Here is a 15,074-nt window from a genome sequence, read left to right as displayed (position 1 = left end):
AATTTCCCGATGCCATCACGGAGGTTGTCATGGCTACGTCTACTGTTTCGAGCATTCCGCTCTCCCTCAGCGATCGTCTGACCGCTGGCGTCATCGCGCTTTTCATCGGCGCATTCCTCGTCTTCGGCGCCGGCCTTGCCAATTCGGCCGTGCTGCACGACACCGCGCACGACACCCGCCACTCCTACGGCTTCCCCTGCCACTAAGCGATGTTCCGGAACGTCACCAACGTTCCGCATCGACAAAGCGGACCTGAACGCATCCGGCCTCAGCCGGATGTCGGTGCTTGTGCACGCCGCCGCTTCGGCCGGCGCACCGGCATGGTTCGCATGACACAGCGAATGGGAAGGCTTGCAAACCACGCCGCAGCGCGTGGCTTTTGCCGTTATCGAGGGACTTCAAGATGATTGTCAGAACGCTTCTGGCCGCGATCGTGGCTGGACTGATTGCCGGTGTCTTCATGACCGGTGCCCAGGAACTAAGGGTCACGCCTTTGATCCTGCATGCGGAGGAATTCGAAGGCGAGGCTCCGGCTGCAACCGAGCAGCCCGCTGCACAGCCTGGAACGACGCAACCCGCCGCCGAGGGTCACGACCAGCATTCGTCGCTGAAGGCGGTCTCGCCGGTTGGCGCCCTGCTTGATGCACTGTCGCCGATCACGCCGGCTTATGCCCATGAGGGCGAACACGAGGAAGGCGGCATCATGTTCGGCATGAGCCGCTTCTCCGGCACGCTGATCGCCAATCTCGTCACCGGCTCCGGCTTCGGTCTGCTCTTGGCCGGCGTCAGCCTGGTGATCGGCTATCCGATCACGCTCAGGAACGGCGCGCTCTGGGGCGCCTGCGGCTGGCTTGCCGTGCACATGCTGCCGGCAATCGGCCTGCCGCCGGAACTGCCGGGTTTCCCGGCCGCCGAGCTTGGCGACCGCCAGACCTGGTGGCTGGCAGCCGTCGCCCTTTCGGCCGTCGGCCTCTATCTCGTCGTCCTGCGCGAGGAGATCGTGTCCAAGGTCGTCGGCCTCGCGCTGATCGCAGCACCGCACGTCTACGGCGCGCCGCAGCCGGTCGATATTACGAGCAACGTTCCGGCCGTTCTCGGCGCCGAGTTTGCGGTTGCCGCACTCGCCACCACGCTCGCCTTCTGGATCGTTCTTGGCGTCGTCTCCGGCTTCATCAACGAGCGTTTCGCCAGAGCGAACTGATCCGGCGGATCACGCCCTTCCATGGGCACCTGAACAAACAGACGGCGGGGTTCAAGCCCCGCCGTTTTGCATGAGATGCGCGGCCAGTCGCGCGCGGCGATCGTCCGGTTCCAGCAGGACGCAGGTATCGCAGAAGCTGCCATCCTCCGTTTGGAAGTAGAGGCAACAGCCGCAACGGATCCGATACTGGCGCGACAGTTGCGCGCCGCTTGCCAAATCGACCGCGGAGATCTCCTCGTAGCAGAGCTCTTCCGAGAACAACCGCGAGCCCCGCCGCTTGACGATCGCGAGCGCCTCGGCCATGCCGCGCGCCTCGTCACCGATCGCGCGACCGATCTCCAGGAACGCTCCGGCAAGGGAATCCGCTGCCAGCCGCCACTGCGCCCCGGAAGAAAGCCCGGTGCGTTTTTTCAGGACCGCGATCACCGGCGCCAGATGGGCGGTGAAGCCGCGCTCGAAAGCGCTGACGCCTTCGGCATGTTGTGGCCCTTCCGCCAGACTGAGGCGGAAGTGATAGCGCTTGCCGGAAACTTCCCGGTCTTGGTAACCGCGGGTCCAGTCTTCAAAGCGAATGCCGGCGATCTCGACCTGAAAACCCGCGCCAAGGTAGAGCGCGCCGAGAACCACACTCAGCTGGCGGCTGTAGAAGGCGATCAGATGTGCCGCCCGGATGCGGTCCGTCATGCCGATTGCGAAAAAGTCCTGATAGGCAAGGCTCTCCTCGATCCCGGCCCCGCCAGCAGCCCAGAAAGCGGCCGGTGCGCTGATGGCACTGTCCGCCGACCCGAGCGAGACACCGGCGTCGGGGAACTGCGCGTGCAACCGCTCGACCACCACCTGCGCCTGCGGTGGATATCCCCCGACCGTCTGCGCCATTCGCTGGTGATCTCTCGAATTCATGCCGTCTCCGTCTCCGTCGCCAGCCAGCCGCCCTCATATCCCGCGCGCTCAAGACCGCGCCGGATCGCCGGCAGGCTGCGTGTCAGCTCCCAGACGAAGCCGCTCCGCCAATTCTCGATCATCATCACGACGAGCCCCTGGTCAAGGCCGACGACACGCTCGTCGATCCAACCCGCAGGGCCCTCGCCTACAAGGCTCGGATTGAAGCCGCCCGGAAAGCGTCCCTCTCTCAGAAGCCCGGGATAGCCGGCCGCGACATGGCCGAGGGCCGATAGTGACGCATCCGGATCGAAAGGCAGACAGGCCGCCGCTGCCCAGGGCACGAGCGTGCCGTCGTCCGGACCGAAGGGTGCGCCGCGGTTGACGTAGCCCAAAAGCCGCTGCCAGCGTCCGTCCTTGAGGCGCAGCCGGCCGCGTGGCGCATGGCAGGCACTGAGCCCCCAGAGATGTTCGCCATAGCCGGCGAAGCGGCCCGAGTTTCGCCGCGCATGGTCGCGCTGCAGCGCAATGGCGCGCCGGCTGTTCTCGAAGTAGTCCGTGCCCCTCTCGCGCATCGGCCGATCGCCGAGACCGCGAAGGTCAAGCCAGGCCTGCGGGAACAGGTGGATGAACAGCGGCGCCGCATGGAGATGAGGCCCGCCATCAACCGCGATCCAGTCGTAGCCCTCCGTAAAGGCGGTGTAGTGCTCCGGCTCGATCGCATGATCGGGCGCCCCGAGCGCCAAAACATAGAGCACCAGCGCCTCGCTGTACCCCCGCCAGCGATGCTTCAGGAACCGGCCGGGCGGGCGCCAGCCCATCGTCAGTGTGTCACTCCGGTTCAACGCCCAGCGCCAGTCGACCCGCGCGTAGAGCCTTTCGGCGAGCGTGCGGATGTCGCATTCACCCGCGTCCTCGCCGGAGAAATAGGCGGAGGCGGTCAGGCATCCGGCGATCAGCAGCGCCGTATCGACGGTCGAAAGTTCGCTGCGCCAGGTGCGCTCGCCGGTCCGCATATCGAGAAAGTGATAGTAGAAACCGCGATAACCGCTCGCCCGCTGGTCGCGCGACTGCGGGCTCTCGGCCAGGAAGCGCAGCGTGGTCAAAACCCGCGCAATCGCCTCGCAGCGCGAAATCCACCCGCGCTCGACGCCGATGGGATAACAGGAAAGGCCGAAACCGGTCGCAGCAATACTCGACGGCGCGCCCGGCAACGACGTATCCGCGATCAGCCCGGTGGCCGGATCGGCGTGATCGAGGAAGTATCCGAACGCCGCCTTCTGCAGACCATCGATTTGAAATAGCTCGGTATTTTCCGTCTGTTTCAGCATCCCGCTCTTCCGGACCCTGGCCCCAGTCATAAGTCCTTCTGAGCTGACGCCGGCAAAATCACTCTTTGTTGATGGCCAGCTACACCCAAATGGTCGCCGAAATCCAATCCTGTGTTACATTCTTCTAATCTGACCGCGCGCAATGACTGGTTGAAGCGATGTTGAGCGTGTTGGCGTTGATCCTCTCATTGAGTGGTGGCCCGAGCCCATCGACCGCCGCGTCGACGGATGTCGATGTCGAACTGGTCCTGGCCGTCGATATGTCCGGCTCGATGGATCTGGACGAGGCGCGCATCCAGCGCGCTGGTTACGTAGAGGCGCTCCGGCACCGCGATTTCCTCGATGCGGTCGCAAGCGGGCAACTGGGCAAGATCGCCATCGGCTACTTCGAATGGGCCGGAACGGTTAACGAATCCTCCGTCGTTGCCTGGCAAGTGATCTCCACCGCCGCCGACGCCGATGCCTTTGCCAAGCTGATCGAGGCGAGACCGGTCGGCACCCGGCGCGGCACGTCGATCTCGAATGCGATCACCTACGGTACGATGCTGATCGATTCGAACGCCTTCAACGGCATTCGCCGGGTCATCGACGTCTCCGGCGACGGCCCGAACAACATCGGCCCGCCGGTCATTCCCGCCCGCGAGACGGCGGTCGCCCGCGGCATCACCATCAACGGGCTTGCGATCCTCATCCGCCCCTCGGTCTCGACCGGCCCGCTCGACCAGTATTACGCCGAATGCGTCATCGGCGGCCCGGGGTCCTTCGTGCTGCCGGTGCACGAGCCCGAGGATTTTTCGATCGCAATTCGCCAGAAGCTGGTGCTCGAGGTCAGCGGTCTGCCGCCGCCGCCCACCGTTCGCCTGGCCGATGCCCTTCCGGCATCCGACTGTCTGATCGGCGAGAAGCTCAGGCCCGGCTTCCTCGACCGCGTCTATCCCGAACTCGACAAATAGCCCCTCGCCGCCCCGACGGCGCCGCGCGTCATATCAGACGCGCAATGGTCGCTGCAGCACGTTGAAGCGCTGCATGTTTCCTTAAATCGGGTACGATTTAAGGAAACATGCAGTTGTCGGCGCGCAACCCATGCGCGTCAGATTGTCGTTTCCCTTCGCTTCGCCCGGCGATAAGATGAGCCGTTATTTCGCGGATCGATTCATGTCCTTGACCACAACGCCTCCACCAGCCGACATGGCCACAGACACCGCCGCCGACACTGGCAGTCAGCATATCCGCGACACGTTGCGCGATGCGATCGTCGAGCGGCGCCTTGCGCCCGGCACCAAGCTTTCCGAAAGCGATGTCGGCGAACTCTTCAACGTCAGCCGCACGCTGGTGCGCGCCGCCCTGCAGGCGCTCTCCTATGAAGGGCTCGTCAGCGTCGAGAAGAACCGCGGCGCCTTTGTCGCCCATCCCTCGATCGACGAGGCGCGCCAGATCTTCGCGACCCGCCGGCTGATCGAGCCGGGCGTCGTGCGGGCTGCGGCGCCGAATATCGGCAAGGCCGAGCTCGCCGAGCTCAGGCGCATGCTGGCGGCCGAACGGCAGCTCACCGACCAGCGCGGCCACTCGGCCCGCCGTGCCGAGATCAAGGCATCGGGCGATTTTCACCTGGCGCTCGCCGATCTCAGCCGCAATGCCATTCTTCGCCGCTTCATGGACGAACTCGTTGCCCGCTCCTCGCTGGTGATCGCGCTTTACGGCCAGTCGACCGTTTCGAGCTGCGGCCACAACGAACACGACGAAATCGTCAACGCGCTGGAACGCGGCGACATCGACGCGGCCGCCAGGCTCATGGTCCACCATATCGACCATATCGAAGCCGATCTCGACCTGCGCGTCCACAAATCGACCGACCTCAAGGCAGCACTCGAGCTTTAGGGCCCGCTCCAAGCGCTCCGGGAATCACGAAAAGTTCACGGGCCGAAAAAAGTCCGCGATCCGGCGGAACCATTCCCGCGCCACAGCGTTGGCCTCGCGCTCGAAAAAGACTGTGAACGAGGAAAGCAAATGAGCGAGAAGTTCTTCGCCACCCCCATCCCCCTCCGGTTATCCGCAAAACGGCAGACCGTCGTCAGAACGGTCTTCGAAGCCGTCGAGTTGCTGCGGCAATGGCCGGGGCGGCGCGGACGGGAATACCGCGCGGCTCTCAGGCGCTGCCTGGACGCGCTGGATGGATTGACGAGTACGGACCGGGCCAGCCGCTGCTTTGCTGCCGCTGCCCGCGAATCGGGCCTGCTTCTGGCCTGACGTGGAAGTCCGAAAGGTCCGTAGATCGGGTCTCTTACGATGCGCCGAAGGACGATCGGCGCATCGCCCCCCCCCAAGAACGCTGCCAGACCCCGCGAGCGCGCTATCGCACTTCGTGACGCATGAGTTCGGCCGCTTCCTTCGACTGACGGTCGGCAAGCGTCTTCAGCGCTTCCTTGTCGAGACGCCAGTCCGGCGAGCCGTAGCCGAGCGGCCATTTGTAGGGCTCCTTGTCGTTGAAGAAAACGACAGCGGTCAAAAGCGGGAAGGACCGGCGATAGGTCTGTTGGTCGAGGATTTCCTTGTACCAGGCGCGCCTGTAGTCGGCCGAGCCCGAGACGCCGAGTTCGGCGATCATGACCGGTTTGCCGAAGCCCGCGACGCGCTGGTACTTTTCGTTCAGCGCCTCGCCGAAGCGGCGCTCACGCCCCCAATAGTCGACGTCCATCTTCTGCAGGCCCCAGACGGGGATCCCGACGACATCGACGACATCGTCACCCGGATAATAACCGGCGAGATTGCGGTGGCCCTTCGGCGACCAGACGAACCGCGCCTCCGGCGCCAGCTCCCGGCATTTGCTGACGAAATAGCGAAACGCCTTCTTGTAGCCCTCCTTGTCGCGGCGCGCCCAGGGATAGCGACCATCGGGGTCCTCCATCTCGTGGCCCCAGCGCACATAGACCGGGCCGTCGAAAGCGGCAGCATGGGCACAAACGTCGCCAATCTCGCGATCGAAGCGGCCTTTGCCGATATCGGCAAACAGCCTTTCGCCGCCGGCGCGCCAGTCGGCCGCGTGGGTATAGGGCTCGACCGAGAGCATCAGCGCCCGCCCCTGCCGCGTCGCGATCGCGATCTTGCGCTTCAACAGCGCCCGGTCCGGCTTCTGCCAATAGACGAACACATGTTCGAGCTCGAGCGCATCGCTGTCGGCAACGGCGTCATGCGGATCGTAGACGCCGATGGTAACCGCCCTCTCCGTCGCGCCCTTTGCCTGCGGCGCGATCGCCGCAGTCGTCAGCGCCCAGTCGATGCCATCGGCCGGATCACCCGCACGCGCCGCCGGCGTTCCGGCGACGGCAAAAAGCGCCAGAGTTCCCGCGGCAAGGGCTGATCTCAAAAGTCTGGCAGACAACGAACATTCTCCGGCGGATCGTCTCGCGACGCCGCGAATGAAACTGGACACATCACGCGTGCGGCGGTCAGAAGGTCACCGCCAAAGAGGGGATCGCCCCGATCCCCAAACGATCCGAGGCGGCTTCACCGCATCGGAATTACGCAAACGCGAACAGAGACAGTCCCGTTAGAGCGAAGCTCTCAGGAAGCAGTGCGACGTGCGGCCGAAGCCGCTCGGCGAACAGATATAGGGCGCGCGGCCCAGATAGCTGGCTGCGCTCTTTTTCACGGGCTGCGGCGCGACCACATCCTCATCAGCCTCGGCGACTCGCAACTGCTTCTCTTCCTTGCGGATCTTGACCGAAGGGCTTGCATAGGCGCTGGAATGGCTCGACGAAAACAGCGGCGTTTCACCGATGACCGTCGACGAGCAGCCGGCGGAAAGGAGCAGAAGGCCAAGAATGGAAGCGGTCGGTACGAGATACTTGAAACCCGAAATGGTGGTTCGGCTTTCGCCGGCACATGCGGTCTTATCTCGCATAAGCATCCTTTCGAATTGGCGGCAATGGCCGCCCGGTGCCTCCTTTGAGGGATATGGCGGCACAGTTCAAGCCCTTTTCCATTATAAATTGCTTAAATTAACAAATTCTTTCTTAGGCTTTTCTTCCAGTGGTTGCGCCTGAAGGCACGGTCCAAGTGCCAACGCGGCCGCAGATCGACCGCACCCTGCGCTCGGGAAGCGGCATGAGAACCGGGAAGACAAAGCAGGAAAACCAGATGCTTGCCCGACAGAAGGCGCGAGTGAGAACGCGCCCACCATCACCCTACCCACTCCGCCGGCCACCACGCCCGGTAGTAGATGCGGCAACGGCGATGCCGGATGGTCCGCACGGAAAAATCTCGCATGACCGCGGAAAATCGGCGGCGAAGACGCCGCAAACGCCGCGCCTACCGGTGAAACAGCACGCCATGGGAACGGAAGCAGCACCCCCATTCCTCATTTTTAGCCATCGCGCATTTACAGTTCGTTGACCTCTGGCAGCCACTTTGGTGCCAGGCGCAACATGTTTGAGCGTATGCGCCCACTCCAAAACTGCCCGCGTCCTGCGGGCATTTTTTTGGTCTGCGCCAAGTGGTCCCCTGAAGCTTGAGATCAGCGCCCATCTGCGGCCGATACTGCCCACTCGGAGCTGTACAGCCGTGAAGCCGCAGGCAAGCGGCTTGCACGCGACGCAATGATCCGACTCACCAGACGGGTTCACATAAAACTGGCTAACCCAGCTGGATAACCTGCATCTAACCAATTGAAATCGTGATATTTTGGTGGGCCCGGAGGAATTCCGAAAACACAACGAATTCAGGTACTTCTAAAAATGTGGGACAAAAAACCCACGCCTGAAGTCGTTATGCTTTTTACGGAGATTGTCCCGCGCGCGACGATGCTTGCAGTTAGGAATGCCGCCAAACCTTGACGGCAGAGATCTGCAAAGTCACAGCGAGGTCGGCAAAAGAATCCCGTTCGGCAGGACACCCAAAAGAGTACCACCTATGAAGGTGCCCACGGTCGGCTGAGGAAAGCTCACTTCTGACCAAGAACGGCAAAGCTCTAGTCCGGCTATATCGGGTACTCGTCTTCGCCCTGCTCAACGAGTGTTTCGAAGATGGCGTTCTCCGCAGACTGAGGGGAGACGGCTGACACCCATATCGGATCGGTAGCGGCAATCATCTTTTGACCGTCGCTGCCTGTATTCATGTCGGAGACAGCCTCGTAGATCGCGCACGCGCGTCGCGACTTTCCGTTGAACGCTATCTCAAACAGCCCTTCAGGCGGTCCGATACGATCCGCAAATACCTGAACCAAGTACGCCTTGAAATCGCGCCTATCCCCACAGCCACCAAACTGCCGGAGGATTGTAGGGTTCAACTCCGCCGGATCAACGGCAATCGGGGGAGACCAAAGGGGGCCAGAAGATGGAATGCTGCGACGCCGACCGTAAAAGGTGGTAAATTTCCTTGTGGGATCCCAGAGGAGGTTATGGGCAATCTTGAGGAAAGAACCTCTGTCGCTCCACCACCCTTCTCTGTGGGAAGGGCCATCGTAGGCAAAGTTCGCCAAACAACTGTGCGCTCATCGTTTTCGTACCCGTCGTTGTTCTCCTGGAATAGGAGTCCCCTGAGGTGCACGCGTTTTTGTTTCTCATGTCGCTCGTAGCTATCGTGCCCTCCGCTGCGCTTTTGAGCCGCGCAATCGAAGCGGTCGCCGTCAACACTGGCATGTTGAGGAATTCCCACCTGCGACCGCACCGCCTGGCTCCAACCCGCTCGCGGCTCAACCTCGTCGTCGCTGTGGCTCTCGCCTGTACCCTGTTTGCCGGCCCGTTCGCTACGATCGCCACAGCCGAGCCGTCGCCCCAGACACCGCCGCGTGAGCAACTCACCATCGTGCCCGAAGAAGCCATGAAGCCAATGACCGGCGATCTCGACGGCATGATCAAGCGGGGGACGATTCGAGTCCTGACGGTCTACAGCAAAACGTTTTACTTTGTGAACAAGGGCGTCCAGCGCGGCGCGACCTACGACCTCTTTCGCGTGTTCGAGCAAGATCTGAACAAGGGGCTGGCCAAGGAGAAGAAGCAGAAGCATCTCAAGGTGCGGGTAGTGTTCGTTCCGGTCGCACGGGGCGACCTGCTAGCGGCGCTGGCTGCCGGCAAGGGCGATATTGCGGCGTCCAACCTCACTATTACTGCAGAGCGACAGAAGCTGGTTGACTTCTCCACGCCCGTGTATCGCAACGTCAGCGAGCTCGTGGTCTCCGGTCCCGCCTCGCCCGTGGTGTCCAGCGTGGACGACCTGGCGGGGAAGATGGTCTTTGTGCGCAAGTCCTCCAGCTACTACGAAAGCCTGGTGGCACTCAACCAGCGCTTTGCCGCGGAAAACAGGCCTGCCGCGATCATCAAAGAGGCGCCGGAGGAGCTCGAGGACGAGGATCTGATCGAGATGGTGAGCGCTGGGCTGATTCCGCTCATTCTAGTGGACAAGCACAAGGCAGACCTCTGGAAGCAGATCTTCCCCAATATCACGGTGCATGACGCGGTGGCGGTGCGCACCGGCGGCGACATCGCGTGGGCGATCCGCAAGGGGAGCCCGCAGCTCAAGGCCGCCGTCGACACTTTCGTGGCTCGCCATGCCCAAGGGACCACGGCGGGGAACACGATCCTGAAGCGATACTTGAAGAGCGCAAAATATGTGAAGGACGCGGCGTCCGAATCCGAGCGCGAAAAATTCCTCGCCCTGATCCAGCATTTCGAGAAGTACGGCGACACCTACGATGTGGACTGGTTGCTGATGGCTGCCCAGGGCTACCAGGAATCCCAGCTCAATCAGGCCGCCCGCAGCAAGGTGGGGGCCATCGGCGTGATGCAGGTCATGCCCGCCACTGGCAAGGAACTCGGCGTGGGCGACATCACCGATGTCGACGCCAACATCCACGCCGGCATCAAGTACATGCGTTGGATAATAGACCAGTACTACGCCAAGGAGCCCATGACCAATCTGGATAAGGCCTTGTTTGCGTTCGCCTCCTACAATGCCGGCGCCGGCCGGATATCGCGGCTGCGCAAGGAAGCCGCCAAGCGCGGGCTGGATCCGAACATATGGTTCCACAACGTGGAGTATGTCGCCGCCGACAAGATCGGGGCGGAGACGGTGACCTACGTCGGCAACATCTACAAGTATTTCATCGCCTACCATCTGATCTTGGAAGCGAGGGCAGAGAGCGAGCGAGCAGCGCGGCAGATGAAGAGCGAGAGTCCATGAGCTTCCAGTTCGCAGCGAGGTGCTGCTCCCAGATGACAGATCGAAGTCCGCCTGTAGCGCATAGTTGTCATGCCTATTAAGGCCGTTGGTCCTCAACGCCGAATCCAGGATATTCTGTCAGGGACGTCCAAAAACCGGAAAAATAGTTATTCTTACCAAATAACAAAAGCTGCCTATCTGTCTCAAACCGATGCTGCATACCAAATGTGGGACAAAAACAGCAAAAAAAATCTAGCAAAATCAATGAATAAAGGTGATTGGTGGGCCCGGAGGGACTCGAACCCCCAACCAAGCGGTTATGAGCCGCCGGCTCTAACCATTGAGCTACAGGCCCACTCTGGATCTGCAGGCTTCCTCAAATCGTAACGATTCGAGGATAGGACATGCAGCAACTCTAAGTACTACAGCAACCTTTGCGCCTCTGATAAAAACGCGTGGCACCGTGGTGATCCAGGTGCGCGAACCAATGGCAGTTCGCGGTGGCAATGGCTCTAGCCGAAAACCTTTTTGCCGACAAGCCATTGCCGCAATGCTCACACAATCGCCGAGCATGAAGACGCCAGGGACGGAACAACCGGAGAGACATAGACCATGATTTCCACACGCACTGCCCGCACGCTTTCGATCGCCGCTTTCGCCGCCGCTTTTGCCGGTGTGGCCGCCGCTCAGGCGCAGGAGACCGACAAGGACAAGGCGACCATCGTCGTTGCCGGCGAAGGCCGCGCGACGGTCGCTCCCGACATGGCGGTCCTGCAGCTCAGCGTCGTCAAGGACGCCAAGACCGCCCGCGAAGCGCTGGACGCCAACAACAAGGCCATGGCCGAAGTGCTAAAGGCGTTGAGGGCCGACGGCATTGCCGATCGCGACCTGCAGACGAGCGGCTTTTCGGTGAACCCGCAATACAACTACCCGACCAATACCGACGGCGGCAATCGCCCGCCGGAGCTGATCGGCTACCAGGTGATAAACGGCGTCAGCGTCCGCGTGCGTGACCTCGCCAAACTCGGCGAAATCGTCGACAAGTCGGTGACGCTCGGCGTCAACCAGGGCGGCGGCGTGCAGTTCACCAACGACAAGCCGGAAGCCGTCATCACCGAGGCGCGCAAGGCGGCGGTCGCCGACGCCATCGTCAAGGCGAAGGTTCTCGCCGAAGCTGCCGGCGTCTCGATCGGCAAGATCCTCAACATCTCAGAACAGGGCTTCCGTCCCGAGCCGGTCCCGATGATGCGCGCCGGCATGGCCAAGGAATATGCAGCCGACGCCGTTCCGGTCGCAACCGGCGAGAACAGCTACAACGTCACGGTCAACGTGACCTTCGAAATCAAGCAGTAAGCTTGCAAGGCCCGCCGCAACCGCGCGCGGGATTTCACTTAATCCTCGCCCCTGGTGCCGGAGATCGGCCGCCGGGGGCGAAGTGTTTTGGGCGGTACGCCGAGTGTGCGTTTGCGGATGGATGTGGGCGTGCGAAGCAGGTGTTGCCGCGGTCGCGGCCACCGACAGTCCGACCGCCAAAGGAAGCCTTTGGGTCGAAACCAGCTCGGGCTACGCGCGTCATCCTCGCCCTTGAGGCGAGAACCAAGGTCGTCATCGCTGTGCGCATAGGCGCGGGTCATGCCCGAGGATGATGTTTGAGGACAGGCGTTTCCCCAAAATGGCTGGCGGAGCGGGCCGCCTCGGAGCGAGTGCCTGGGCACGACCACCCGTTGGCACAAACGAAAAAGGCCCCCCATGCCGAAGCATAAGGGGCCATTCTTCCGCCGGCCGGGGGAGACAAGGCGGGAAGATTTCAGGATCGAAGCTTACCAGCGGCCGATCGTCGGGCAGCCGCGGGCGTTTGCGAAGACGATCGTCTGGCGGTAGCCGTGGCGGCGGCCTTCGACGACGACGCGGCGCGGCGTGACGTCGGCGACATAGGCGCGGCGCAGGCCGCGATCGCGCGCCTTGTCGACGGCCATCCACGGGGCGCAGCGGCCGCGGCGATCACGATCCCAGTGGCGGTCACGGCCGCGGCCGCGACCCCAGTCGCGCTCGTCGCCATAGCCGCCGTTATAGTCGCGGTACTGCACGTCGATGCCGTCACTCGGGCCGAAGCCGAATTCGATCGAGTCCGCCGAAGCGGTGGAAGCTGCACCGAGCAGGCCAGTCAATCCAATGACGGCTGCGGCTGCGGCGTTAAAAAAGCGGTTCTTCATGACATCTCTCCAGGCTTGAAGGGTTCAATGGGGCAATCACCGTCCCAAGCGATTGAGCAAAGGATAGGTTTCCCAAGCTGAACGACAGCGGAACCTGGTGTTCATGGGAGGTTCAGAATGCCGGAGCGCGATCCGCCCCTCTTTGGCGCGAGATTCGCCTTGCAAGGAAGGCGGTCACACGGAGCGCTTGTGAATGATAAGCTACTGATCCAAAATGACTTCTTGCGATCAAGACGCGCTACGAAGCGGCTCGGAACGGAAGGGGCAAATCAGCCGCACGATCATCGCGGCAAAGGCAAATCAGGCGCCGCCGGGACGGCCGCGCCCAATGAACGCCGAGGTATTTTCTGGCGTCGAAGGTGGCAATCAGCCGATTCGCGGGCAGCCATAGGCATTGGCGAAGACGACCCGGCTCAAATACCCGCGGCGCCAACCGACCACGACGACACGGGAATGGGTGACCCGCTCGACCCGGGCGCGCTGGAAGCCCAGGCGCCAGGCCCGGCGCAGTGCTTCGCGCGGCGAGCAGTAGCCGCGATGGCGAGCGAGATCGACGTCGCCACGCTCCATCGTCGGCAGCGGCATCGGGGCCGCAGCCTCGGCCGGCAGGCTTGCGAAGCTCGTCACGGCGAGCGCAACCGCCAGAACCGAATTACGAAACATGGCTTTCATGGATCTTCTCCTGGTCAACGCAAAACAACAATCCGGTCGGCAACCGGTGCCATAGGACAGGCAGCCCGCGCGCGCCTGCCATCGTAAATTTCCGCTATCGCGCGTTTCTGTCAATCCGAGCGCTCGTCAGCTGGCGAGCGCCCGTTCGAAAACGCGGATGTTGCGATAATGGCTGAGGCGGGTGATGGCGCCGTCTTCGATCTCGAAGATCAGCACGCTTGGAATGGAATAGCTCTGGCCGGACGCGGCGGGGAAGCCCTCCATCGTTTCGCGATAGGTGCCGCGCGCCGTCAGGTCCGCCGCCACCCGCTGGCCGAAGGCATCGCGCATCAACACCACATCGCCGAACTGTTCGTCGAAACGGCGCAGATAATTCATCAGCCAGGCGCGCAAGGGGCCAACGCCGACGGTGCGCTGGCCGGTCAGCGAATCGAGCTCGACATCCTCATGGACGAGCCGAGCCAGCGCCTCGAAATCACGCTGGTTCAGCGCCTCGATGAAGCGATTGGCAATGGTCTGTGCATCCGTCATCCTGTTCCTCTCCGACGCCGCGCTGTAGCCCTTTGGTCTCCATGCTCTAACTAGAACGGATCCCGTTCCGGTCAATTGCGCCCTGTCGCATCGATCGGACAGGCATCAAGCGCCAAGGTGCAGCACGATCTCGCGGCGGTGCGGCCGGTCGCGATGTTCGAAGAGGTAGATCCCCTGCCAGGTGCCGAGCAGCATACGACCACCGGCAACGGGAATGCCGAGCGAAACCGGCGTCAGTGCCGCCTTGATATGCGCCGGCATGTCGTCCGGTCCTTCCTGGGTGTGCACGACCCAGCTCATCGAGGGATCGGAGGATGGCGGCACCAGACGGCGGAAAAAGGCGTCGAGGTCGCGTCTGACATCCGGGTCGGCATTTTCCTGGATGAGAAGCGAGCAGGACGTGTGCCGGACGAAGACGGTCAAAAGCCCCTCGCCGTCCGTATTGGCCCGCACGAAGGCGACCGCCTCGTCCGTGAACTCGTAGAGCCCCTGGCCGCGTGTGGAAATTGTGATGCTCGTCTGCGGCATGTCGATCTCCGGCGGGCAATGCAAGGCAGATGCAACGCGTTGATTTGCCCAACGCTTCTACCCCTGGACCGTTCCCGGTCCAAGGCAGTGACCGCAGGAAAAAGGCAACGCGCCGCTACATCTCCAGGAAGGTCTGGAAGCCGCCATAGATCATGCGCTTGCCGTCGAAGACTTCCTTCCAGGCATCGCCCTGCAGCCGCGGATCGGCCATCACCTTGGCGACGATCGTGTCGCGGTCGGCGCGGGACTTGTAGGCGATCCACGAGAAGACCACGGTCTCGTCGTCCTTGGCCTGCACCGAGCGGGGGAAGGACGTCACCTCGCCATAGGGCACGTCGTCTGCCAGGCATTCGTTGTAGGAGAGCGCGCCATATTCCATCCAGACGTCGCCGGCCGCCTTGGCCATCGCCTTGTACGCCTCGATATTCGCCTTCGGCACGGCAACGACAAAACCATCCACATAGTTCATTGAGAAATCCTCCTTGTTCTTTCGACCAGCATAGGACGCTCGGGGCATAAAGGTTCCGACACCACCTTCAATTTTTTCGAGCGGCGCCTGTCGGA

Annotated in this window: 16 protein-coding genes and 1 tRNA gene; 7 read left to right on the top strand and 10 right to left on the bottom strand. The window is 62.4% G+C overall.

All coding sequences use genetic code 11. From position 1 onward, the window contains the following. The first annotated feature begins 29 nt into the window (after positions 1 to 29). Together V7S54_RS10540 and V7S54_RS10535 are read left to right on the top strand one after the other, a co-directional pair. Positions 30 to 206 carry a CbtB domain-containing protein gene (locus V7S54_RS10540; RefSeq protein ID WP_057253219.1) on the top strand — a complete coding sequence of 59 codons (177 nt, stop codon included), beginning with the start codon at positions 30 to 32 and terminating at the stop codon, positions 204 to 206. A 197-nt stretch (positions 207 to 403) separates the two neighbouring features. Continuing rightward, entirely contained in the window at positions 404 to 1,201 is a 798-nt protein-coding gene (locus tag V7S54_RS10535) for a CbtA family protein (RefSeq protein ID WP_065375672.1), read from the top strand. Between the two features lie 51 nt (positions 1,202 to 1,252). Here V7S54_RS10535 and V7S54_RS10530 read toward each other — a convergent pair whose 3' ends face one another. Together V7S54_RS10530 and V7S54_RS10525 are read right to left on the bottom strand one after the other, a co-directional pair. Then, entirely contained in the window at positions 1,253 to 2,077 is an 825-nt protein-coding gene (locus V7S54_RS10530; protein WP_065375673.1) for a (2Fe-2S)-binding protein, read from the bottom strand. Positions 2,078 to 2,097: 20 nt separating this feature from the next. Continuing rightward, positions 2,098 to 3,411: a glucoamylase family protein gene (locus V7S54_RS10525; protein WP_065375674.1), complete on the bottom strand. Its 1,314-nt coding sequence runs from the start codon at positions 3,409 to 3,411 to the stop codon at positions 2,098 to 2,100. Between the two features lie 158 nt (positions 3,412 to 3,569). On the opposite strand from V7S54_RS10525, the gene V7S54_RS10520 reads away from it, so the two are divergent. From V7S54_RS10520 to V7S54_RS10510, 3 genes are all read left to right on the top strand, one after another. Beyond that, the gene (locus tag V7S54_RS10520; protein WP_065375675.1) at positions 3,570 to 4,364 is read left to right on the top strand and encodes a DUF1194 domain-containing protein; all 795 of its coding nucleotides are present in this window, start codon (positions 3,570 to 3,572) and stop codon (positions 4,362 to 4,364) included. A 202-nt stretch (positions 4,365 to 4,566) separates the two neighbouring features. Continuing rightward, positions 4,567 to 5,289: a GntR family transcriptional regulator gene (locus tag V7S54_RS10515; RefSeq protein WP_083203743.1), complete on the top strand. Its 723-nt coding sequence runs from the start codon at positions 4,567 to 4,569 to the stop codon at positions 5,287 to 5,289. Between the two features lie 129 nt (positions 5,290 to 5,418). Beyond that, positions 5,419 to 5,658, top strand: coding sequence for a DUF982 domain-containing protein (locus V7S54_RS10510; RefSeq protein WP_057253209.1), 240 nt, complete (start codon positions 5,419 to 5,421; stop codon positions 5,656 to 5,658). Positions 5,659 to 5,761: 103 nt separating this feature from the next. Here the strand turns inward: V7S54_RS10510 and V7S54_RS10505 are convergent, their stop codons facing one another. Together V7S54_RS10505 and V7S54_RS10500 are read right to left on the bottom strand one after the other, a co-directional pair. Beyond that, complete coding sequence (locus tag V7S54_RS10505; protein ID WP_336408375.1) at positions 5,762 to 6,790, bottom strand: glycoside hydrolase family 26 protein; 1,029 nt, start codon at positions 6,788 to 6,790, stop codon at positions 5,762 to 5,764. A gap of 168 nt (positions 6,791 to 6,958) precedes the next feature. Further along, positions 6,959 to 7,312, bottom strand: coding sequence for a hypothetical protein (locus V7S54_RS10500; RefSeq protein WP_083203737.1), 354 nt, complete (start codon positions 7,310 to 7,312; stop codon positions 6,959 to 6,961). Positions 7,313 to 8,949: 1,637 nt separating this feature from the next. Here V7S54_RS10500 and V7S54_RS10495 point away from each other — a divergent pair. Next, positions 8,950 to 10,587: a lytic transglycosylase F gene (locus V7S54_RS10495; RefSeq protein WP_210183810.1), complete on the top strand. Its 1,638-nt coding sequence runs from the start codon at positions 8,950 to 8,952 to the stop codon at positions 10,585 to 10,587. A 258-nt stretch (positions 10,588 to 10,845) separates the two neighbouring features. Here V7S54_RS10495 and V7S54_RS10490 read toward each other — a convergent pair. Further along, positions 10,846 to 10,921: transfer RNA gene (locus tag V7S54_RS10490), tRNA-Ile, on the bottom strand. A gap of 257 nt (positions 10,922 to 11,178) precedes the next feature. Here V7S54_RS10490 and V7S54_RS10485 point away from each other — a divergent pair. Further along, positions 11,179 to 11,919, top strand: a complete 741-nt coding sequence (locus V7S54_RS10485; protein WP_065375678.1) for an SIMPL domain-containing protein — start codon at positions 11,179 to 11,181, stop codon at positions 11,917 to 11,919. Positions 11,920 to 12,386: 467 nt separating this feature from the next. Here the strand turns inward: V7S54_RS10485 and V7S54_RS10480 are convergent, their stop codons facing one another. The 5 genes from V7S54_RS10480 to V7S54_RS10460 all read right to left on the bottom strand — a co-directional run bounded on the left by V7S54_RS10480 (position 12,387) and on the right by V7S54_RS10460 (position 14,979). Then, positions 12,387 to 12,779 (bottom strand): hypothetical protein, encoded by a 393-nt coding sequence (locus tag V7S54_RS10480; RefSeq protein ID WP_065375679.1) that lies wholly within the window; start codon positions 12,777 to 12,779, stop codon positions 12,387 to 12,389. Positions 12,780 to 13,145: 366 nt separating this feature from the next. Then, the gene (locus tag V7S54_RS10475; protein WP_065375680.1) at positions 13,146 to 13,451 is read right to left on the bottom strand and encodes a hypothetical protein; all 306 of its coding nucleotides are present in this window, start codon (positions 13,449 to 13,451) and stop codon (positions 13,146 to 13,148) included. A 126-nt stretch (positions 13,452 to 13,577) separates the two neighbouring features. Then, entirely contained in the window at positions 13,578 to 13,982 is a 405-nt protein-coding gene (locus tag V7S54_RS10470) for a ketosteroid isomerase-related protein (protein ID WP_065375681.1), read from the bottom strand. Positions 13,983 to 14,087: 105 nt separating this feature from the next. Continuing rightward, positions 14,088 to 14,510 carry a secondary thiamine-phosphate synthase enzyme YjbQ gene (locus V7S54_RS10465; RefSeq protein ID WP_065375682.1) on the bottom strand — a complete coding sequence of 141 codons (423 nt, stop codon included), beginning with the start codon at positions 14,508 to 14,510 and terminating at the stop codon, positions 14,088 to 14,090. Positions 14,511 to 14,625: 115 nt separating this feature from the next. Then, a complete protein-coding gene (locus V7S54_RS10460) occupies positions 14,626 to 14,979 on the bottom strand; it encodes a DUF1428 domain-containing protein (RefSeq protein ID WP_057254348.1) in 354 nt (117 codons plus the stop codon). Between the last annotated feature and the right edge of the window lie 95 nt (positions 14,980 to 15,074).

The organism is Ensifer sp. CCNWLY38 (assembly GCF_037120565.1).
GTDB classification, from domain to species: domain Bacteria; phylum Pseudomonadota; class Alphaproteobacteria; order Rhizobiales; family Rhizobiaceae; genus Ensifer; species Ensifer adhaerens_H.
The sequence above is the reverse complement of the archived record's forward strand: the minus strand, read 5'-3'. Positions and strand labels throughout refer to the sequence as shown.